Origin of the sequence: Sphingobacterium sp. xlx-96 (genome assembly GCF_011007365.1) — a bacterium.
GTDB classification, from domain to species: Bacteria; Bacteroidota; Bacteroidia; order Sphingobacteriales; family Sphingobacteriaceae; genus Sphingobacterium; species Sphingobacterium luzhongxinii.
On record NZ_WFKM01000004.1, the window covers coordinates 169,911 to 191,039 of the forward strand.

At 39.4% G+C, this 21,129-nt stretch carries 17 protein-coding genes; 11 read left to right on the forward strand and 6 right to left on the reverse strand.

What is annotated here, in order from left to right:
- Positions 1–132: 132 nt before the first annotated feature.
- The 3 genes from G7B20_RS09095 (at position 133) to G7B20_RS09105 (ending at position 4,915) form a co-directional block, all read left to right on the forward strand.
- Entirely contained in the window at positions 133–546 is a 414-nt protein-coding gene (locus tag G7B20_RS09095) for a c-type cytochrome (RefSeq protein WP_164110472.1), read from the forward strand.
- 105 nt (positions 547–651) lie between these two features.
- Positions 652–1,878: an exonuclease SbcCD subunit D gene (locus G7B20_RS09100; protein WP_164110474.1), complete on the forward strand. Its 1,227-nt coding sequence runs from the start codon at positions 652–654 to the stop codon at positions 1,876–1,878.
- A gap of 1 nt (position 1,879) precedes the next feature.
- Complete coding sequence (locus G7B20_RS09105) at positions 1,880–4,915, forward strand: SbcC/MukB-like Walker B domain-containing protein (RefSeq protein WP_164110476.1); 3,036 nt, start codon at positions 1,880–1,882, stop codon at positions 4,913–4,915.
- Positions 4,916–4,925: 10 nt separating this feature from the next.
- On the opposite strand, the gene G7B20_RS09110 is transcribed toward G7B20_RS09105, so the two are convergent.
- The 4 genes from G7B20_RS09110 to G7B20_RS09125 form a co-directional block, all read right to left on the reverse strand.
- On the reverse strand, positions 4,926–5,672 hold the full coding sequence (locus G7B20_RS09110; protein ID WP_164110478.1) for a menaquinone biosynthetic enzyme MqnA/MqnD family protein: 747 nt from the start codon (positions 5,670–5,672) through the stop codon (positions 4,926–4,928).
- The gene (locus G7B20_RS09115; protein ID WP_164110480.1) at positions 5,672–6,292 is read right to left on the reverse strand and encodes a histidine phosphatase family protein; all 621 of its coding nucleotides are present in this window, start codon (positions 6,290–6,292) and stop codon (positions 5,672–5,674) included. Before G7B20_RS09115 ends, G7B20_RS09110 begins: the two co-directional genes overlap by 1 nt.
- Positions 6,293–6,301: 9 nt before the next feature.
- Positions 6,302–7,492 (reverse strand): aminofutalosine synthase MqnE, encoded by a 1,191-nt coding sequence (gene mqnE / locus G7B20_RS09120; protein WP_164110482.1) that lies wholly within the window; start codon positions 7,490–7,492, stop codon positions 6,302–6,304.
- A gap of 165 nt (positions 7,493–7,657) precedes the next feature.
- Positions 7,658–9,496: an ABC transporter ATP-binding protein gene (locus G7B20_RS09125; protein WP_164110485.1), complete on the reverse strand. Its 1,839-nt coding sequence runs from the start codon at positions 9,494–9,496 to the stop codon at positions 7,658–7,660.
- Between the two features lie 497 nt (positions 9,497–9,993).
- Between G7B20_RS09125 and G7B20_RS09130 the strand changes: the two genes are divergently transcribed.
- On the forward strand, positions 9,994–11,157 hold the full coding sequence (locus G7B20_RS09130) for a pyridoxal phosphate-dependent aminotransferase (RefSeq protein WP_164110487.1): 1,164 nt from the start codon (positions 9,994–9,996) through the stop codon (positions 11,155–11,157).
- An 87-nt stretch (positions 11,158–11,244) separates the two neighbouring features.
- Complete coding sequence (locus G7B20_RS09135; RefSeq protein ID WP_164110489.1) at positions 11,245–12,084, forward strand: prephenate dehydrogenase; 840 nt, start codon at positions 11,245–11,247, stop codon at positions 12,082–12,084.
- A gap of 17 nt (positions 12,085–12,101) precedes the next feature.
- Here G7B20_RS09135 and G7B20_RS09140 read toward each other — a convergent pair whose 3' ends face one another.
- Both G7B20_RS09140 and G7B20_RS09145 read right to left on the reverse strand, forming a co-directional pair.
- Positions 12,102–12,695 (reverse strand): hypothetical protein, encoded by a 594-nt coding sequence (locus G7B20_RS09140; RefSeq protein ID WP_164110492.1) that lies wholly within the window; start codon positions 12,693–12,695, stop codon positions 12,102–12,104.
- Position 12,696: 1 nt separating this feature from the next.
- The gene (locus G7B20_RS09145) at positions 12,697–13,224 is read right to left on the reverse strand and encodes a hypothetical protein (protein ID WP_164110494.1); all 528 of its coding nucleotides are present in this window, start codon (positions 13,222–13,224) and stop codon (positions 12,697–12,699) included.
- A gap of 205 nt (positions 13,225–13,429) precedes the next feature.
- On the opposite strand from G7B20_RS09145, the gene G7B20_RS09150 reads away from it, so the two are divergent.
- From G7B20_RS09150 to G7B20_RS09175, 6 genes are all read left to right on the forward strand, one after another.
- Entirely contained in the window at positions 13,430–17,149 is a 3,720-nt protein-coding gene (locus tag G7B20_RS09150) for a helicase-related protein (protein ID WP_164110496.1), read from the forward strand.
- Positions 17,150–17,199: 50 nt separating this feature from the next.
- Complete coding sequence (locus G7B20_RS09155) at positions 17,200–18,153, forward strand: helix-turn-helix transcriptional regulator (RefSeq protein WP_164110499.1); 954 nt, start codon at positions 17,200–17,202, stop codon at positions 18,151–18,153.
- Positions 18,154–18,319: 166 nt separating this feature from the next.
- On the forward strand, positions 18,320–18,868 hold the full coding sequence (locus G7B20_RS09160; protein WP_164110501.1) for a hypothetical protein: 549 nt from the start codon (positions 18,320–18,322) through the stop codon (positions 18,866–18,868).
- 101 nt (positions 18,869–18,969) lie between these two features.
- Positions 18,970–19,347 carry a hypothetical protein gene (locus tag G7B20_RS09165; protein WP_164110504.1) on the forward strand — a complete coding sequence of 126 codons (378 nt, stop codon included), beginning with the start codon at positions 18,970–18,972 and terminating at the stop codon, positions 19,345–19,347.
- 528 nt (positions 19,348–19,875) lie between these two features.
- Positions 19,876–20,043, forward strand: coding sequence for a VF530 family DNA-binding protein (locus G7B20_RS09170; RefSeq protein ID WP_240465998.1), 168 nt, complete (start codon positions 19,876–19,878; stop codon positions 20,041–20,043).
- Positions 20,044–20,134: 91 nt separating this feature from the next.
- Entirely contained in the window at positions 20,135–21,115 is a 981-nt protein-coding gene (locus G7B20_RS09175) for a helix-turn-helix transcriptional regulator (RefSeq protein ID WP_164110506.1), read from the forward strand.
- Positions 21,116–21,129: the final 14 nt, after the last annotated feature.

Consider the following 21,129-nt stretch of genomic DNA (forward strand, 5'->3'; position numbering starts at 1 on the left):
GCAAATCTATAAAACCACACCGAGCTTTCAAAGAAAATGAGCTTAATCAAAAATTTAACCATAAATTCACATGACTGTACTATGACAATTCAAATCATATAACTATATTGCGCTAAGTAAAAAGTTATAACCATGATAAATCGTTCAAAACTCCTTATTTTATCGGGTATTGCCGCTGTTGTCGTTACAATCAGTGCATTCACTCAAGCGCCTGCCACCATACAGACAGAAGGTCCTAAAAACCTAAAAGTCCTTCCTAAAAATGTATCACATGAAGAGTTGGAGAAGGTCATGAAGGGATTTAATGCTGCTCTCGGCGTTAAGTGTAACTTTTGTCATGCGCCAAAATCTAATGGTGAAAAAGGATTAGACTTTGCCAGCGACGAAAATCCGCATAAAAACACTGCGCGAGAGATGATGAAAATGACAAATAAAATAAACAAGAAATATTTCAAGCACGAACATGCTGGTGTAATTCAAAACATTACTTGTGAAACATGTCATAACGGAAACAAAGAGCCGAAAACTGTAGCTATACAACCTTAAACTTTTATACTTTATTAACTGTTCTTTTGGGCAAAAATCTGTATTTTTCCTCTGTCAAAAAAAGCTGTCGACACGACAGAGGAAAATTTACTACAGATTTGTATCATGAAAATACTCCACACCGCTGATTGGCATTTAGGAAAGCGTCTTGACTTCGTATTGAGACTGGAAGAACAGAAGGATGTTTTAGATGAAATATGTCAAATAGCTGAACAACAAGAGGTCGATCTAATCCTAGTAGCAGGAGACCTTTTTGACACATTCAACCCTCCTGTAGAAGCTACTGAGCTATTATATCAAACGTTGAAACGTCTTACAGCAAATGGAAAACGTCCTGTCATAGCCATAGCTGGAAATCACGATTCTCCAGATCGTGTAGATTCTGTAGATCCTTTGGCCAAGGCCTGTGGAATTATTTTTATAGGTTATCCCAATTTCAAAATACATCCGTTTGCTGTCGACGATCATTTTAAGATAACGAACAGTGATCAAGGCTTCTTAGAAATTAAATTAGCACACATCCCTTTCCCGATACGTTTATTAACGACACCTTATGCCAATGAAATACGGCTTAAGCAATTCATGGGGATAGAAGATAAGTCCGAAGAGCTTAATCAATGGCTCAGTACCCACTGGGCAAAACTAGCAGAAAACTACTGTGACGACAAGGGAGTAAACATACTGACGGCACATCTATACATGATGGAACGCGGCGGAGAGCTACTGGAAGAACCCGAAGGTGAAAAGCCAATCAAAATAGGAAATGCCGACATCACTTATACCGACGGGATTCCGACAGCTATACAGTACACAGCATTGGGCCATCTACATCGCTATCAACACATTGCAGGACACCGTTCTCCAGTAGTATATTCCAGTGCCCCTCTAGCCTATTCATTTGCAGAAGCTGGGCAAGGCAAAAAAGTAGTCCTAATTGAAATAGAACCAGCTAAAGTTCCTCAAATTACGCCCATAGGTCTAACCAAAGGACGTAGACTACACCGTAAGAAATTTCAATCTATTGATGATGCCGTAAGTTGGCTTCATGAACACCCAGATACATTGGTCGAGCTCACCATGGAAACCGACACTTACCTCTCTTCGCTAGAATTAAAAAGACTACATGAGGCTCACGACGGAATCATTCACGTGATTCCAGTATTGACCGGTGTAAATGAGCATGCAGAGTCCAAAACTACTGTCAAATTGGATCAAGATATCCACTCCCTTTTTGCCGACTATTTCAGAAGCAAATACGGACAGGATCCAAACGAAGAGATTAATGCCTTATTTAAGGAAGTAATGACACAAAACAAAGATATAGAAGGATAATATGCTACCGATATATTTAAGTCTAGAAGGATTATATTCTTATCAAAAGAAACAGGAAGTCGACTTCACACAACTGACCGAGGGAGGTTTGTTCGGTATATTTGGAGCAGTTGGCTCCGGAAAATCCTCCATCCTAGAAGCTATAAGCTTTGCCTTATACGGCGAAACAGAACGTCTTAACAAGCAAGAGAAACGAGCATACAACATGCTTAACCTCAAATCCGACACTGCTATAATCGATTTTCAATTTCTCAACTTCGAAGGCAAGAAATTTAGATTTGTGGCGCAGTGGAGACGTAAAAAAAAATTTGAAGAGACAACTAGCATCGAACGCTACGCCTATGTATGGAAAGATAACAATTGGATCCCTCTAGAGTCAGCAGATGGAGCCAAAGTTACCAACCTCTCCTATCCAAATTTCAGACGTACAATTATCATCCCTCAGGGACAGTTCATGGAGTTTTTGGAACTAAAGGGAAAGGATCGTTCAGATATGATGAAAGAGATTTTCTTTTTAAACCAGTATGACCTTGGTCCCAAAGTAAGTCTATTACAAAGTAATAACAATAAAAAGCTTGAACATATAAAAGGTGCTCTTACGGGATTTGAAGAAGTCTCGAACGAAATAATTATCGAGAATAAGCAAGCGTTAGAAGACGCGAAGCTCTTCTTAGAGAAGGTAAAGCTAGAATTTGAAAAAGTTGAAAAACAACTATATAAACTACGTATAGAGAAGGAAAACAAGACTGATCTTGACAACAAACAACTTGAACTAGAAACCTTAGAACAACAACGTCCTAAAGTAAAGCTGTATGAAAAGGAGATTCAGGAATTTGAGTCTGTCTCCCTACATTTTAGAGAACCAATCAATAGTCTCCATCACATTACCTATAATAAAGAGCAACTATTAATCAAAATTGAAAAGCTTAAAGACAACAAACAATTACTCAATCACAGGATAACAGAGACCGAGCAGCAATTGGAAAGCTTAAAAGATGATTACGAACAGCTTCCCTCCTATAAAAAGAAGACGGACGATTATCAATTATTAATTGCCAATGCCGAATTAGAACAAAGCAAGATCGAGTTAGAAAATCGGGTAAATAGAGGCTCCCCTATTGTACTTCAAACCCAGCAGAAAGAACAAAACCTGATTATTCGTCTTCAAGAAGAGGAGCATCGACTAGAGCTTGCTAAAAACTCACGTACGCCGACACAGGAATTAATGGCTATCGAAAACTGGTACCAACGATACGATCAGTTACAGGGACAACTCTCCGATATTCAAGACAAATTGCAGCAGCAAGAAGTAGAAATAGCAGGCTATCGTTCTGATCTGGAAAAGCAAAATCTTTCTGAAACAAATTGGCGAGAGGTACTCCAAGGAAAAATAACCGATATTTCGGCACAAAGTAATTTATTAAAAGAACAGGAAAACTCGATCTTAGTCAAGCAGGAACTATCTCAATATGTACTAAGACTACATCAGGGCGAGCCATGTCCGTTATGTGGTTCTTTAGATCATCCGAATCCCATGCATGAAGAAAACTGGACGCTAGAGATCGACCGATTAAATGGTGAAAGAGTACAGTTAACAACCAATGAACAGGAGCTGAGGGATCGCTATACCAAGGTATCGGCGATTACTGTATTGATTACGGATAAACTCAAAGGGTTGGAATCCCTTAAACAAAATGCACAGGAAATCTCCGGCTTAATTTCAATACATAATAATGGTTTTATCTGGCAAAGTTTTGAACAGGGAAACCGTGAAGCTTTTGAAGTGAAAAAAAACGAAGTTCAGCAATTAGAATCCAAGATTCTTCAACAAGAAAATGACATCAAAGATATTCGTAAGGAGCTACAGGAAACCCAGGAGAATCGGGTTAAATATGAAAAATCCTTAGATGATTTAAAAAATCAGATCAAGATAGTTGAGGCAAAAATGGCCCAACATACACAACAGTTAAAAGTAATCGAAGTATCTACCTATAAAGGAATAGAAAAATCAGTATTGATCGACCAGCTCCGCGAACTGGAAGAGAAAATAAATCGTGTCGAGCAACAGGTTACAGATTGGAATGATATACTCATACGGGCCAAGACGCAATTTGCAGAGACTGCTGGTCAATATGCAGAAGCTCATGAACAATACGTTGCCCTGAATGGACAGCTCCAAGCGCTACAAGGAACAATCAATAGTCTCCTGAAAGAATTTCAATTTGGAGATATCACCGTCGTGAAGGCTATTCTAGACAAAAATCTGGATGTCGTGACCCTACGTGAAAAGATACAGTTATTCTATGTACAACACAATACACTAAGCACAAGAATCGTTGAACTAAAAGAACTGACTAAAGACAGCTCATTCTCTCAGAAGCTATTCGAAGACACGGAAGAAATCTACCAATTAAAAAAAGAAGAACTTGAGTTGCAATTCGCACTAACCGGCGCACTAGAAAAAGAGTTAACCCGTCTGACCATTGAATTGGACAAGAAAAAAAACTTATTAATTGACTACGAACAGCTTAATAATCGTAAGGAAAATTTAAGATTACTAGACAATATGTTCAAAGGCAATGGTTTTATCAATTATGTATCGAGTATACATCTGGCACGACTCTGCGAGATAGCCAACCAGCGTTTCCATAGACTCACCAAGAATCAGCTCAGCTTGTGCCTCAATGAAAACAATGAATTTGAGGTGATTGATTACCTTCATGATGGTTACCAACGATCAGTGAAGACGCTCTCTGGCGGGCAGAGCTTTCAAGCCTCGCTATGCCTTGCCTTGGCACTAGCCGAAAATATCCAGTCGTTAAATAAAGCCGATCGAAATTTCTTCTTTATTGATGAAGGCTTCGGAACCCAAGATGCAGAAAGCATTAATACGGTATTTGATACGCTTCAATACCTACACCATGAGAATAGGGTTGTCGGTATTATCTCACATGTGGATGAACTGAAAGAGCGTATGCCACGCTCTATATCGGTAATTAAAGACTTAGAAAAAGGCAGCCAAATAAATTACAATTAAAAAATAGCTCCTAAGTTATAGGAGCTATTTCTATTTCTTCTAGTGTTTTATACAACTCGAGGTATTTTGCTATAGCTTGTCTCTTTCCGACATTCAATTTAAAATCTAGGCTTTCTGTTAAATAGACCTCATAATCAAAGTTTGGATATACCGGCAACCCAGGTATGACATCTTTAGGATGCGACACACCATCGGCCAATGCTTTATTGAATAAATCCACAAACTCTGCCGACAATTCCTTATTCGCGACCCAAACGGCGTAAGCAAAGGGCAAACCGGTTAGTTCCTTCCAGAAATGACCAAGGTCATATACATAAGCGACTTCTTCCTTCTTGCCAAAAGTCCGATCTCCGATGAGGACATAGGCATCCGCATCACCTTCCCATACGATATCTACATATTTTTTCCAGTAGTACTTTAATAGAATACGGGCCAATCCATTTGATGTTCGGGATTGAGGATCTAGACGAAGTGTTTTTACTTCAGAAATAGGTTTATCCGAAAAGATAAAAACAGAATCGACCGCACCATCCGAACCTATACAATAGTCTGTAATAATAACAGGATTAGCTATCTTTAATAATGCAGCCACAGGTATAATCCCCAAATCTGCTTCATTTGCTATTACTTTCCGAGCACATTCTGCAGGGTAATCTACACTTAAATCCACCATATCCATTACAGGCGAAGACTTAAGTCCTTGCAGAAATGGCAATGTATTGGTGTAGCTCACCGCTGAAACCCTTACTTTACTCATTATAATAATTCTTTCAAATGTTCTGTATTGTAATAATCTGATATCGAGAATGTCCCCTGATCGTAGTCTAAGATATATAAAGCAGTATTTGTGTGCGGAAAATCATCCATTTGACTGACAGGTACATTCGTAAGATGGCACAACATAATCCGTAGTGCACGGCCGTGCATACAGACCAAAATATTCTCTTCTTCTTCCTTTGTCAACATATAGGCTATTGCCCGCTTTTGACGTTCAACCAACTCATTAGGTGATTCCCCATTTTCCACGTGGACGTCCAGTTCATTATTTCGCCAAGACTCGATAAGTGCCTGAAACCCTTTCAAAATAGTTTCATCTTGCTCCTGTCCCTCATAAATCCCCCAACTAATCTCGTCCAATCCCTCCAATTGTTCAACCGAAATGTTCTTGGTCAAAAAAGGTTCAACCGTCTGATGCGTGCGCAAAAGGGTCGATGTATAGATCTTATCAAAAGGTACATCTTTATAAGCCTCAAAAAACGCTTCAGCCTGTTTGAGGCCATTCTCATTCAAAGGAGAATCTACTCCCCGTCCCTGCACGATCCCTTTTAGGTTTAGATCCGTTTGTCCGTGTCTTATAAAATAGAAACTTTTCTTCAATGCTTTGTTTTAATTTACAACGGGCAAAGCATAGTAACGCTTTGATTTATCCTCTTCAAAAACAACATCTTTATAGTCTGTTATCACGTTATACAAAGTGTCCCGTTCGATTGGGTGCCTCCCTACATTCTTTATCAATTCGACCAATTGCTGTGTACTCATCGCCGGAGTTTGCTCTTCCGCACCAGCCATACTATAGATTTTTGTGGTATCGTCCAGGGTACCATCTATATCATTAACACCATAAGCTAGCGATAATTGTGCCGTTTCTCTTGATATCATTGCCCAATAGGCCTTTATATGATCAAAATTATCTAAATAGATCCGTGCGATAGCATAATTCCTTAAATCTTCAATCACAGATACCTCAGGAATATTCGACATTTGATTGTCTTTATTTCTAAACTTCAAGGGGATAAAAGTCTGAAAACCTCCGGTCTTGTCCTGCAATTGGCGTAAACGCTCCATGTGATCGACCCGATGCCAGTACGCTTCAATATGACCGTAAAGCATTGTTGCATTGGTATTCATCCCCAATTTGTGTGCCTGTTCATGAATATCCAACCATTGCTCAGCGGTACATTTATCATGTGCTATTTTCTCCCGGACTTCGGGATGAAAAATTTCAGCCCCTCCACCAGGCATCGAATCCAAGCCACATTCTTTAAGATATTTCATCCCATCGTAATGGCTTAATTTCGCTTTCTTGAAAATATAGTAATATTCTACTGGAGTTAATGCCTTGATATGCAATTCAGGTCTATGCGCTTTACATTTTTTAAAAAAATCAGCATAGAATTCTAGGTTTTGTTTAGGTACAACGCCGCCTGTGATATGTACTTCGGTCACTGCTTCATCATCGTAGCGGCGAACGACATCCATCATACCCGCTACATCCATCTCCCATCCTTCTTCACGCTGTTTGATCATCCGTGAGTACGAACAGAATTTACAATCATAAACACATACGTTGGTCGGTTCGATATGAAAATTTCTATTGAAATAGGTACGATCCCTGTGCTTACGCTCTCTGATGAAATTCGCTAAAACACCTAAATAGTTCAGTTCACCTTTTTGGTAAAGGATTATACCCTCTTCGACTGTAATTCGTTCTTCAGCAACGACTTTTTCTGCTATTCTTTTTAAATCTGGGTCTGTCTCACTTTTGATTAAAAAATCAAGTGCCTTATTAGCATTCATGTGTCTCTCCTTCTAATACAAACTTAGCTAAAATGCCTCGTATTCGCCAATACCTAACGCAAAATATGCGTCTCGTAGTACCTTTTTACACCCAATCCACAGAACAAAAATTTCATGATTCCTTTGGTTCGCCAATAGGCAAGAAAGTTATCAGAAAAAAATCTACTAGGTCTCCGCAAATTGCTGCATATCTATTAATCTTCGATACAATCCATTCTTTGTCAACAGTTCCGTATGTGCACCCACCTCCACAATCCTTCCTCCTTCTAATACCACAATTTTATCAGCGTTTTGTATCGTACTCAATCGATGGGCGATCACCACGGTAGTCCTATTTTCCATTAACTTATACAAAGAATCCTGTACCAGTCTTTCTGATTCGGTATCCAATGCCGATGTAGCCTCATCCAACAGCATAATAGGAGGGTTTTTGAGTACTGCCCGCGCTATACAGATCCGTTGCCGCTGTCCACCGGACAACTTAGTCCCACGATCCCCAATATTGGTATCATAACCGTCACTCGTCTGCAGTATGAAATCATGGGCATTCGCTATACGCGCAGCATGCTCTACTTCCTCCATTGTCGCAAATGGACTTCCAAAGGCAATATTATTAAAGATAGAATCATTAAACAATATAGAGTCTTGATTCACCGTACCTATTAAAGCTCGCAGTGAATCCTGATTCAAATCGCGTAAGTCTTTACCATCAAACCTGACAGCTCCGGAGGTCACGTCCATAAACCGAGGAATCAAATCGACTAGCGTAGACTTACCTCCCCCTGAAGGGCCGACTAAAGCCACCGTCTGCCCTTTCTCAATATTAAGATTAATACCGTTAAGCACATTACGATCACCATAGCTGAAATCCACACTATCAAACTGAATAGAATCTTCAAAAGTGTTCACGACCACAGCATCTTCTTTGTCCTTGACCAGATTTTTTTCATCAATCAGTTCCAGTACACGCTCTCCTGCTGCCAGTCCATTATGAATACCACTAAAAGAGTCAGTCAACGCTTTCGCGGGGCGCATTACCTGAGAAAAGATACCGATATAGGTGATGAATGCTTCAGCATCTAAACTTCCTTCCCCCGATAATACTAGACTACCGCCATACAACAGAATAATAGCCACCATCACTACTCCCAATAACTCGGACACAGGCGAACTCATCTGTTGACGTGCGGCCATTCTACGCATAATAGAGGCAAAATGTTCATTCTCATCATGAAAACGATCCTTCACAAATCGTGTCGCGTTAAAGGACTTGATGATCTTTACACCCGACAAAGCTTCATCGAGATAAGTAATCATATTCGCAAAAGATTCTTGTCCAGCACGTGCCTCCTTTTTAAGACCTTTTACAATACGTGCGATCAAAAATGCAGATACCGGAATTACCGTCATGGAAAACAAAGTCAACTGAGGTGAAATGAGGAATAAAGTGACCAAATAAGCGATCAATTGAAGTGGTTCTTTAAAAACCACCTGAAGCGTCCCCGTTACTGAATACTGTACGGTACCGACATCCGAAGCTATTTTTGATATAACATCTCCCTTCCGTTGGTTGGTAAAGAAACCCAAATGCAAATTCATTACATTATCAAAAACGGCCTTACGCAACCTTAATAAAGTATGTATTCTAAAATTTTCCATAATCCGTTGACAGAAATAACGGAATAGATTGGAAATAAAGACAGATATGACAATAATAACACAAATATACTTTAACGCACCATAAGGTCCTAGCTCATAGTATAAGCTATTGGACAAATAATTAAACCATTCCTTTATTTGGTAAAAATGTTCAGGTTTCTGCAATACAGGTGCGACAGCTTCGGCCACTTCTGCACTCCCCTTGAATAATACCGATAGCAATGGCATCAGCAATGCTAGATTTAATGTTCCAAATACAACAGTAATTATTGTACAGATAACATAAGGTATGGCAAATTTGCTTATCGGTTTAGCAAAAGATAATAGTCTAAAGTATGTCTTCATTTAAAAAATTAAGAACCACAAAAATAGAAAAAAACCTTCATCAATCCTATTCTTGAACCAGATGTACCATCGGCCGTTTATCGGCGGCATATCAGCTATCCAATCAAGCTTGTCCTATTAGGCACACCTAATTTACATATTTTACAGCCTTTAGCTATTTTGTCGCCAAATAATTCAACAAAGCGATTTTGTTTTTATAAATTTAGCACCAAATTTAAAAAAGGAGATTTGATGACAGTAAAAGTAAATGTCACCTCGACCTTATGGAGAGGTCTATGAACTGTATAGGATTAATATATAACTTCTAGATCCCTCCACTTCGGTCGGGATGACGGCATAGTTTACAAATCTATCATGGGTAGGAAGTATGACGAGACAATCTGTATTTAAGCAAATTAGATGGCACACCATTCCCGATTCTCGGGACGGGCTGTTCCTCAGGTTGGCAATGACGCCTATCGCTTCCTTTTTAGACACTGTTATGAAATAATTTACATATGAATATTGAAGTTGCGAAAAGGCTACAACAGACCGAGGAATATTACTTCTCGAAGAAGTTGAGAGAAATTGACGAGATGAACAAGGCCGGAGCACAGGTAATCAATCTAGGTATAGGAAGCCCTGACCTACCACCGCACCCTGAAGTCATCCAAGTGCTGACCGAGCAAGCCGCTCAAGACAATACACATGGTTATCAAAACTATAAAGGATCTCCTGTGTTACGTCAAGCGATGGCAGATTGGTATTCGCGATATTATCACGTTACTTTAAATCCAGCAACAGAAATTCTTCCATTAATAGGATCCAAGGAAGGTATAGTACATATATGTATGACTTACCTTCAAGAAGGTGATGAAGTATTAATACCTAATCCAGGATACCCAGCCTATACATCAGCGGCAAAGATCTCTGGCGCGACTATAGTGCCTTACGATCTATGTCAAGAAAACCATTGGTTGGTGGATTTTGACGCCTTAGAAAAAACAGATTTAAGCAAAGTAAAAATGATGTGGGTTAACTATCCACATATGCCAACAGGAGCATTGGCCAACAAAAGCTTCTTTGAAAAGCTAATTGCTTTTGGTAAAAAACACAACATTTTAATCTGTCATGACAATCCATACAGCTTTATACTGAATGATTATCCGGAAAGTATCATGGCTGTTGATGGGGCTGCGGAAGTTGCTATAGAACTAAACTCTTTAAGTAAATCGTCCAATATGGCCGGTTGGCGTATTGGTATGCTCGTTGCTAACGAAAACCGAATTAATGAGATTTTACGGTTCAAAAGTAATATGGACTCAGGCATGTTCTTACCATTACAACTTGCAGCCTCAAAAGCACTATCTTTGGACAAATCATGGTATACCCAGTTGAACGAAGCCTATACACAGCGTCGCAAAAAGGTCTTTGAAATTATGGATCTATTAGGCTGTCAATACGATATCAATCAGGTTGGACTCTTCGTATGGGCCAAAGTTCCTGAGCAATATACGGACGGCTATGCACTAAGTGATAAAGTGTTATATGACGCTAAAGTTTTTATAACTCCGGGCGGCATATTTGGTAATGCGGGAGATCGATATATCCGTATTAGTCTATGCGCAAAAACGGAGGTTCTAGATAAGGCACTGGCACGAATCGGAATAATGGTTAAATAAGGTTATCGAGTTATATTGTTACGGAGTTGTATGGTTGATAAGGCTATGAAATCTCCTATCTAATATCTCACATTTAAATACTATAAAATGAACATAGCTATTGTCGGGATCGGATTAATTGGTGGATCTACAGCCATCCGATTGAAAGAAACAAAATCTTTCGACAAAATAATTGGGGTAGACAAAAACGAATCCAATCAAAAAAAAGCCCTACAGTTAGGCCTGGTAGATGAGATTATGTCTTTGGAAGACGCCATAAAGCAAGCCAAAGTAATTGTATTAACAGTACCCGTTGATGCAATTATGCAGTTGGCTCCTGCTATTCTTGATCAGATTGACACACAGGTCGTCATCGATATGGGATCGACCAAAATAAATATATTGCAACTCATCGCCGATCATCCCAAACGAGGGCGTTACATCGCAGCCCATCCCATGGCAGGGACAGAGTATTCGGGACCCGAGGCGGCGATACCAAATTTGTTTAAAGACAAAAACATGGTATATGTCGATGCCTTCCGTACGGACGAAGATGCCTTTGATATAGCTGATGCTATCACCGAACAGTTGGAGATGAAATCAGTATTTATGAATGCCGAAGAGCATGATATGCATACGGCATATGTTTCGCATATATCCCACTTGACTTCATTTGCGCTAGCATTGACGGTATTGGAAAAAGAAAAGTCACAGGGTCGGATTTTTGAACTAGCGGGTTCGGGCTTTGAGTCTACCGTACGTCTTGCCAAATCATCGCCCGATATGTGGACACCTATATTTAAACAGAATAGAACTAATGTATTGGAAGTTTTGGAAGAACATATCAAGCAGTTGCAAAAACTACATCGTAAACTAGAAGATGAAGATTACGAAGGACTTCACAAACTGATAAAGAAGTCCAATAAGATAAAAAGGATTATAAAATAGAATAAAAGAAGCAATGGTTAACCATTGCTTCTTTCTATCAATACCATTAACATTAGACTCAAGACAAAACGTTCTTCATCCACTGCATCCGACGTCAGCTTATGTACCGTAAATTTACGCCCGAAAAAAGAAGGTTCCTTTTTGATTTCGAATAATACCTGGCCATCACTATTGGACAATAAATAAGCAGGATTAAAGAAATAACCCGATAGTATACCTATCAATGGTATCTCTCCAAAAAGCCCATCCATAAATTTTGTCCAAGGATTTTTCTCTTGGATGGTATGATCGTGTGTATCCGTACTATCCATCAATCGGAAGGTCGATCTCCATAGTGATCGAAGCGATTTTCTCCGCACCTTACCGACTACCCTACCTGAATGGTCGCTGATCGTAAACGTCTGTTGAAAATCAATCAACTTATCAGACACCAATTCATAAAGGAGATTAGTTTTGGATTCATCACTATAGATTTTAATCTGATCTCGCCATGCAAATATTTTCTCACGTACATAACAAATGGTCTCACCTGATGCATCCTTAGCAATAAAGTCATTGGAAAGCGTTCCGATCTTGAATTGAAAATGCAGGGGATAGTTAAACGTACTCATATTAATATTTCCATTTAAATTTATCAAACACCTTAGACCATAACCAGATCGGCCCCAATCCCATTAGACAAAAAAAGTGCTTTAGTCCCAAACCTTCCTCTTTTCTCATCAACACGAATAAAACGAGTGACGATACGAGAGCTATGCTCGAACATACCAACACTACCGAAGGTCCGCCATCCCGCTCTATATATTCGAGTTGCACAATAAAAAAACTCATAACAGCGATACAAAACAAGACTGCATACGACAATGTCGGTGCTAATTTCAGGTAACTATAGATTACCACAGCAATAAATATAGATCCCCAATTCAGAAACGTATGGGCATTCATACGAATAAGAAAATCAAACTGCGGAAATGGAATCATCCATATCAATCCCATAAATCCAAAAAAAGCAAGTGCTAAAAACAGGGCGTAGAGTCCTTTATTTCCCAGCGAAAATGTATTATCCAATTCCTTAAAGTACTTATCTACCGGCCTAATCGGCGTTTCCTGTTGGTCCTGCTTCCTATTCTTCTTGTTCATCCAACAAAAGTAAGCAATTATCTAGATTCTTACCCTCATTTGAAAGTATTTTAAACCATAACATACCACATTCACAATTTCTAATTTTAAAGAAATCAATAACAGTGTTTTTATAAAAAGGTTGTCATCGTAAGTTTTTATTTATCAGAAAAAACAACTACCTTAAATAACTGGTAATTAACTACAAAAGCTAATTATACTGATTATGACCAAGTCATTTAACAACTATTACGTAGAAAGGATAAGTGCTATTATCGAATCCGAAAGTGCTGAACGCCAAAACCTGATCTTTGTTTTATTAGGGCAAACATCCCTGTGGCACTCGCTATTACCCTGCACCAATATTGCCGATAGCAGCCATTTAATAAATGAAAATAAGCACCATTCCTATAGCAAGGACTGGTATGTGCAGATGCAAAACACATTAGCCCTAGTGAAAGACTATCACCTGATATCTTATGCACAGCTTTGCTACTTACAGGCCTATGCTGGCGACATTCCGCTGCCCTTTGTGGACCGCATGGTAGTTATTGAAGACAATCTACGCCAACTATTCCCCCTCTATGAAGAAGATTACATACAGACCAGCGGCCAAGATAATATAGATAGCAGACCGGCGGACCTACCGTTACACCACATCGAACAATGCGTACTGAACCAAAAATATTATTATTCAACGCGCCGACCGACAAACAATTTTAAAGTTATCCCCCTTTTCCAAGAAGAAATAGAAGTTAAAAAAAACAGCCATAAAGATCCGGATGCGTACAACCTGTCCTTTGACAATTTCGCCTTAGACCTACTCATTAATGAGCACATCAATCAACCTATTTTTGGTACGACCACGACGATCACCTATTATGAAAAACAATTTCAGAACAACCGCTTATTGGGCGACCTTAAGAAATGGAACGCAGTATTAAGTCAATTTTCTGGAAAACTACAGTATAGTGCTATCGCGCAAATTGAAGAGGACAGTCCCATACGAGAAGTAACGACCCAGTTATTGAAACAACATTGGGGGGCGGAAGCGACCTTCAGAACGCTTTTTATCTACAAGAACCCGGACCACACGAACGAAGTCATACCTATCTCGCAGGGCAATATCGTCGATACGATAATCGCGGCCTATGAAAACAGCAAAGTAGAGCAGGCAAACAGGGATGTATTCTTGACGGCACCTACCGGCGCAGGCAAATCACTTATTTTTCAACTTCCGGCCTTTCATATCTCAAATCAGGGCGATATCACTATTGTTATTTGTCCCCTGATCGCCTTAATGAAAGATCAGGTCGAGGCCATAGTCACGGAGCGAAATTTTGAAAAAATAGCCTACATCAATGGTGAGCTCTCTTTTTTAGAAAGAGAACGCATTATTCAGCAATGTCAATCCGGATTAATCGATATCCTATATATGTCGCCAGAGCTATTCCTGTCCTACGATATCACCTACTTTATAGGAAACCGAAAAATCGGTCTATTGGCTATAGATGAAGCACACCTCATCACAACCTGGGGCAGAGATTTCAGAGTAGACTACTGGTTTCTCGGCGAGCATCTGCGCAAACTTCGTGAAGTAAACCTGCAGCATTTCATCGTTGTTGCCGTGACAGCTACAGCTGTATTCGGTGGTGCTAATGATATGGTTTTTGATAGCATCAATAGTCTTCATTTGAACAACCCATACCTCTATATCGGTCAAGTAAAACGAGAAGATATCACCTTTGTATTTCAGAACTACCCTGCTTTTGAAAAAAAACTCGAAGCCAACAAGCTCGAACAAACCATTTCCTTCAGCAAGCAGATTCACGAACTACAACTCAAAACACTCGTCTACACCCCCTATGCCAAACAGATTTCCAGCATTATAGAAGCCCTGAACCAAGGATTTAGTACTATCGCTACAGGATATCATGGTAGTATGACCAGTGAGAATAAAAACTTCGCTTTAGAGCAATTCAAAACGAACAAAAGAAAAATAATGTTTTGTACCAAAGCATTCGGAATGGGTGTTGATATTCCCGATGTAGATATGGTCTATCACCATGCGCCATCTGGATTATTCTCAGATTATATCCAGGAAGTGGGCAGAGCGGCACGAAATCAAGACCTTAAGGGATTTGCTGCTATCAATTATCACCCTGATGACCTGCTGTATGCAAAAACACTGCATAAGATATCTACGATTACCTCCTATCAAATACAACTCGTACTACGAAAAATACTACTCGCCTATCACTGCAGTGCCAAGCAGAATAACCTGCTCCTATCGGCAGAGGACTTCGAGTATATATTTGACAAAGGTCAAGATGCCCAACAGAAGATGCTTACTTCATTGATGTTTCTGGAGAAAAACTACCTTCTTGAGCAAGGGTTCCCAGTATTCTCAGCAAGACCAAAAAAACGTTTTATAACAGGGTATGCCAAAGTTGCTGATGCGCATCTCGTAAAACTATCACATCTTTACCCAAATACCTATGAACTGATCAGCACCCGAAAAAACGGCGAGCACATCATTGAATTTGACATCGAAAAATTCTGGAAACACTACGGGCAGAAACAAAATTTCGAAAACTTAAAATTAGCATTTTACAATAATACGATTTTCGAAGAAGATAAGATCAGCCTAGAACCGCAGCTAAAGATAATGTTTGAACGCGCCAGAGGATCCTTCGAGGATCAATCCCGCAAACTGCAAGCAGTCTTCCATGCCATACAACAAACCCTCCAATCCTTTGAAGGTTTCTTTACGACCAATCAGTTTGAATTCAAATTGAAAGAACTTATTACCGACCGATGGATGGTTCCCAAAATCAGCAACCTGCTTTTTACAGCCTATATCAACAGTTCTTATGGAAACCGTCATCATGTTTCAAACGGTTTTTTGAAAAAGAGAACTTTTGGTGATGAACTAAAATACCTGAATGACCCCATAGCGAGTAAGACCACATTCGCCAGGCTGATGACCCGATTCCATAATCTATTTGAAAACAACAGCAACCGTCGATCGAGTCGCTTTTGCACACAAAAAAACATCAACTCAGACAGCTATGTAAAATTGGGCAACTTTCTTGAAACATTGGGGCTAGCCACCTTCGAAATCAAAGGAGGCGATAAAACTATGGTACATATCCGCATCAACGCGCCTAAGTACCTTGAAGTGGATAGCAACAACGTTGAGTACAGCAATCAATTACTTGCCGACTCGACAGAGCGACAAGAAACCAGCTACGCCCTATTTAATCACTTTTTTCAAAACGACTGGACCAACCAAAAGCGCTGGGAATTTATCGAAAATTACTTTTTAGGAGAGTCCATAGATAGCTTATTAATCCCCTATCCGCCGACAGGCGCCAACAAAGCTGATCTAAAAAGTAGGCTGGAAAAAATTGCACATAGCGAAAAGAGCATAATCGAAGACTGTACTACGGTAGAAAGCGCCCCCGTATCTACCACCGAAGTCACGGACAGCAACCTACATATCTTTACCGCGACCAAAGATTCCGTACTCGAGCAGCGTAAATTGCTCACCATTCAAACCGGCGATGAGGTCCGGACAATGCGCGTTTCTGAATGGTTGATGTATGACCCCGTAGCCCTTGATAAAGAAAGAATTAAAATGGAGTTCAAGCTAGAAGGAAGGACCTATCAAATATTAAATTCTAAATTAAGAACCCATCATTTCGATTATTACCGTGATACCCTGCGCTTACAAATGCACATCACTTTCCCCAAATATAGTACACCGGTAAAAGCCCTATTGCCTTATACCGACAAACCTGTTGAATTTTACAAATGGTGGTGTGACAACCCAAATGAAGTAACGCTGAATTTCAGAGAAAAATTAATACTGTTTGAGAAAGTCAACGGTAAAAATCCGAAAACACTAAAAAGTGAACATAGAAAAATGATCGATCGAAAATAAAGACAACAATTGAAAGCGCTATATCCATCAATTTATCAAAATGCCCTCCTTTGGTCCGTAGTACGGTAGTCCGCACCAAGCCAGACCATTGTCGCTATCCGGTGATTGGTGTTCCGTGGGAACTACTCCACTTTACAGATTACACCCTTTCCAGACAGCAGCGCAATATGGTCGGTGCGCACCTTCAATTATTTGAATTAGACATCCAAAAAGAGTCTTCGATTTACTTTACAATCCATAGGCCCAAGAAAATCCTGTTTTTCCTCTTTCATGGTTATGTGCGCTTTTACAACCTCGAAAACAAACAATTATCAGAAGCAGAAGGCCCCTGCTTCTACTTAAATTATAACCCTGTTTGCGAGGTTCAGATGGAGCTTACCAGAGGGAGCCTCAGCTTTCTAGCCATCACGTTAGACCGGGATTGGCCCATTGTCAACAACGAATACTTCCCTGCCTTTGCCCCACTGACCGAAATGTGGCAGTCAAGAAGTGGTAATTTTGTCGTTCTTGGACGGGTACCAATCACAAAAGCGATTGAAGATATATTGATCAAGATTCGGTTATTACTCGTAGATAGTTTTGAAGACAACGTTCAAATCCTCAAATTGATCTCAGACTGTTTATCAAAATACCACTCTATGCTTATAGGCTCGGACGATTACAAAGAGTGGGACACCCTTCACAAGGGCAAGATCTTAAAGGACTATTTAAACAAGCATTTTCGAGATGATAGTGCCTGCCTTTCAGATCACATCCTTCGCGAACTCAGCTGGTCAGCATGGACATTACGAACCATAGCCCAGAAGACCCTAGGTTGTACCGTTTTTAAATACATCCTCAAACTAAAAATGACTGCGGCAAGGGATCATTTAAAGTGTTCTTCCATCCTTATTAAAGATTTAGCTTTACAACTCGGATTTTCTGGTACGGAGCACTTTGTCCGAACCTTTAAAAAGGAAAACGGGATCAGCCCAAAATCCTATCGGCAAAGGAATAAAAGATAGTTATTCCCTTTAAATACTATCAATTCCTGAGAATAGCACTACCAATTCGTTAGTTTCCCTCCATTATTGCTAGTTTTTCTAGATATCTACTACCTAACTTTACATTATTCCTTTTGCCCTCAGGAACAGTGGCAAATGGCGCATAACATCTTTTATAAACAAAGACATGAAACACAAAGAACTAACATTGAGAGAAGTATCGGAGAAAATCTATCATTTATTGCGACTAGAAAACAATAGGTATTCGATTGATCTTACAAAAGAACAAGCTAAAGGATTGGGGATTCCCCTAAATCAATATCAGTTTATAATCAATGAACTGAAAACGACAAACGAGTTAATTGCTATCGCTGAGAAAGAACCTAACAACGAAATAGAGTTATTTGACCCAAAAACACTAACTGCGGAAATGTTTCAGACACTTCCATCCGGAGTCATCACCACATCTGACCAAAGTGAGGGTACGAATGGATTTTTCGCACCACATGCCATGGGAAAGGTAAGGTTTAGATGCAGAACTAATGCAGCCCTTACACCTATTTACGTGTGTAGGACATATTCTTCAGGTGCTTGGCAATCAAAAACCGCCACAGGCAGCCTATTAACCGTTACAGAGGTCATCGTCAACCTCTATGTCTCTAATGATAATGTAGCTGTAGGCTTCAGAACATCGGACTCTAATGGAGGATCAGCGGCTTGGCAAGGTATTCCATAATAAAAAACTCAAAGGGGTGTTTGTATAGACAAACATCCTTCTTTTCTTTAAATTAAATCGCCACACGAAACCACTGAATAATAATTCATTACCTTTGATCTATGAAAACTCTTATACCTTTATCTCTTTTTTGGATTGCATTATTGTGTTCCTGTCAAAACACATCGAAGGAACCATATTTAAAACCCGGTGTGGATTATGTTCAGTTAACCCCAGACAGCCTTAGAACTCCAGAACAAAAGGCTTTTTTACTCAAGCTTACGAAAATAATATATGAAAATTTATCAGTAAAAAATAATGAGGTATATTTTGAATTAAGTGAGAAAGAGTTTGTAGAAAAAGGGATGCCTATTCAGTATTATGATTTAGTACAAAAGGACGTAATCAATATGAATAAATCCATTAAAGAAAATAATATCACCAATTTTGACTCTGTCTTAAAAGAGTCCTATAGACAGATCCTAGATAGCATTCAATAAGATTATATAGACAGTTCTGAATTTGACAAATTCAGAACTGTTCTATTTTATACTTTACGAAGACCTTGTTTAAACTATCAATTCCTGAGAATAGCACTACCAATTCGTTAGTTTCCCTCCATTATTGCTAGTTTTTCGAGATATCTACTACCTAACTTTACATTATTCCTTTTGCCCTCAGAAACAGTAGCAAAAGGCGCATAACATCTTTTATAAACAACAGCTATGACAAGAAACAGCTTTACATGGATTTCTAATTTTAGTTCTCAAAATTTAAGCCGTGTAATAAAGATCGGGCTTCAAAACATTGCGAAGGCCAAGCTATTCTTTATATTCCTTTCTCGCATATATCTATATAATACTCCGGTTCATCGCCTTGCGCAGATTTGATATAACTGAATTCGGGGATATTGGCTATAGCTAAATTACTTTCACATGTAACCCTTAGATCGAAAGAACAAGTCGTTATCTTTGTCCATTATGCAAGAACAAAAAATCAATCCGCTACATGGCAAAAGATAAGACTTCATTCTAGAGGCACTGGTCGAGTATTGTGAATGGAAAGAATTGGGCCGTATCATACCAATACGTTGTTTTAATGAAAATCCAAGCATCAAGTCTTCCCTGACCTTCTTAAGAAAAATACCTTCGGCACTAGAGAAGGTAGAACAATTATATATCAAAAAACTGTACTAACCGAAACAAACTACATTTTCAAGTTCTAATTGATTTCTAATTTTAATAACAGATTTTAACTATCTTAGCAATAGAAAACCAATTGAAGAAAATGTCCAACCCTCTTTTTTTTCGATTTTTAAACGAAACAACTGTCCCTAGAGGCAAGGCTAACTACAATGGCTATCTTTCCTTCATCCCTGATGTCTACGGCGATAATCCGGATAATACCTTAGCACATCGCTATCTTGCTAACCAAGATTTCTTTTGGTTGGAAATGAAGGACAGCGTCACCAACGCTACGGCAAAACTAGAAATTGAAACACAAGAAGATTGCTTATGGATCTACATCGATCTATTGGGACAAAGTCTTGTCCTGTTATCGAAACCACAGTCTTTGTCGAGCGGGGAGATCCTGTGCTATTGGACATCGCTAAATCCCTATCAGGTACGACTGGAGAACGGCAAGAACTGGTTACTCATGATTGGTATCACACCTAAGCATTTTGCCGATATCGTCGCTGAGTACCCCCTCCTTCGACAACTACATACTGTCCAAAATCTGCAAGAGATAAATGAAATACTTGGCAAGATGACCACTAATAGCAAATTGTACGGTGTGCTAGATGCGCTCAAACGTATCACCTTCCGGCCTTTTGGCACATATTATCTATTGATGGCATGGAACCTACGTATATTTGACATAATTTTTAATGAGAGCAAAGTATCTGACACGAATGAGCAGAGTCACGATGTAAAATTATATTACGGCACCTTGGCCTATTTGCGACAGCACTTCTGCGAAGAAGGACTTTCTTTAAACAGTATCGCCCAGGCGATGAATGTCAGTGTAAGTACATTGACACGGAGCTTCGCGAATCGACCGCACAGCGTAAGTGCGTATCTTCAGGAATTACGGCTGGTGGAAGCTCGGGACCGGATCATGGCTTCGGATAATACCATAGTTTCTATTGCATTTTCATTACATTTTGTCTGTCAAAAGAGCTTTTCAAAACTATTTAAAAAACGATTCGGATATACCCCTACCGAATGGAGAGAAAAAATGATACGAAAAAGATCTTTGGTGAATTAATTAGCGATAATCAG

Bases quoted from the DNA above. Each gene is read 5' to 3' on its own strand.
- G7B20_RS09095 (WP_164110472.1), top strand. From the start codon at position 133: ATGATAAATCGTTCAAAACTCCTTATTTTATCGGGTATTGCCGCTGTT.
- G7B20_RS09140 (WP_164110492.1), bottom strand. From the start codon at position 12,695: ATGAGTACGTTTAACTATCCCCTGCATTTTCAATTCAAGATCGGAACG.
- G7B20_RS09160 (WP_164110501.1), top strand. From the start codon at position 18,320: ATGAAACACAAAGAACTAACATTGAGAGAAGTATCGGAGAAAATCTAT.
- G7B20_RS09110 (WP_164110478.1), bottom strand. From the start codon at position 5,672: ATGAGTAAAGTAAGGGTTTCAGCGGTGAGCTACACCAATACATTGCCA.
- G7B20_RS09145 (WP_164110494.1), bottom strand. From the start codon at position 13,224: ATGAACAAGAAGAATAGGAAGCAGGACCAACAGGAAACGCCGATTAGG.
- G7B20_RS09105 (WP_164110476.1), top strand. From the start codon at position 1,880: ATGCTACCGATATATTTAAGTCTAGAAGGATTATATTCTTATCAAAAG.
- G7B20_RS09100 (WP_164110474.1), top strand. From the start codon at position 652: ATGAAAATACTCCACACCGCTGATTGGCATTTAGGAAAGCGTCTTGAC.
- mqnE (WP_164110482.1), bottom strand. From the start codon at position 7,492: ATGAATGCTAATAAGGCACTTGATTTTTTAATCAAAAGTGAGACAGAC.
- G7B20_RS09125 (WP_164110485.1), bottom strand. From the start codon at position 9,496: ATGAAGACATACTTTAGACTATTATCTTTTGCTAAACCGATAAGCAAA.
- G7B20_RS09130 (WP_164110487.1), top strand. From the start codon at position 9,994: ATGAATATTGAAGTTGCGAAAAGGCTACAACAGACCGAGGAATATTAC.
- G7B20_RS09175 (WP_164110506.1), top strand. From the start codon at position 20,135: ATGTCCAACCCTCTTTTTTTTCGATTTTTAAACGAAACAACTGTCCCT.
- G7B20_RS09135 (WP_164110489.1), top strand. From the start codon at position 11,245: ATGAACATAGCTATTGTCGGGATCGGATTAATTGGTGGATCTACAGCC.
- G7B20_RS09165 (WP_164110504.1), top strand. From the start codon at position 18,970: ATGAAAACTCTTATACCTTTATCTCTTTTTTGGATTGCATTATTGTGT.
- G7B20_RS09150 (WP_164110496.1), top strand. From the start codon at position 13,430: ATGACCAAGTCATTTAACAACTATTACGTAGAAAGGATAAGTGCTATT.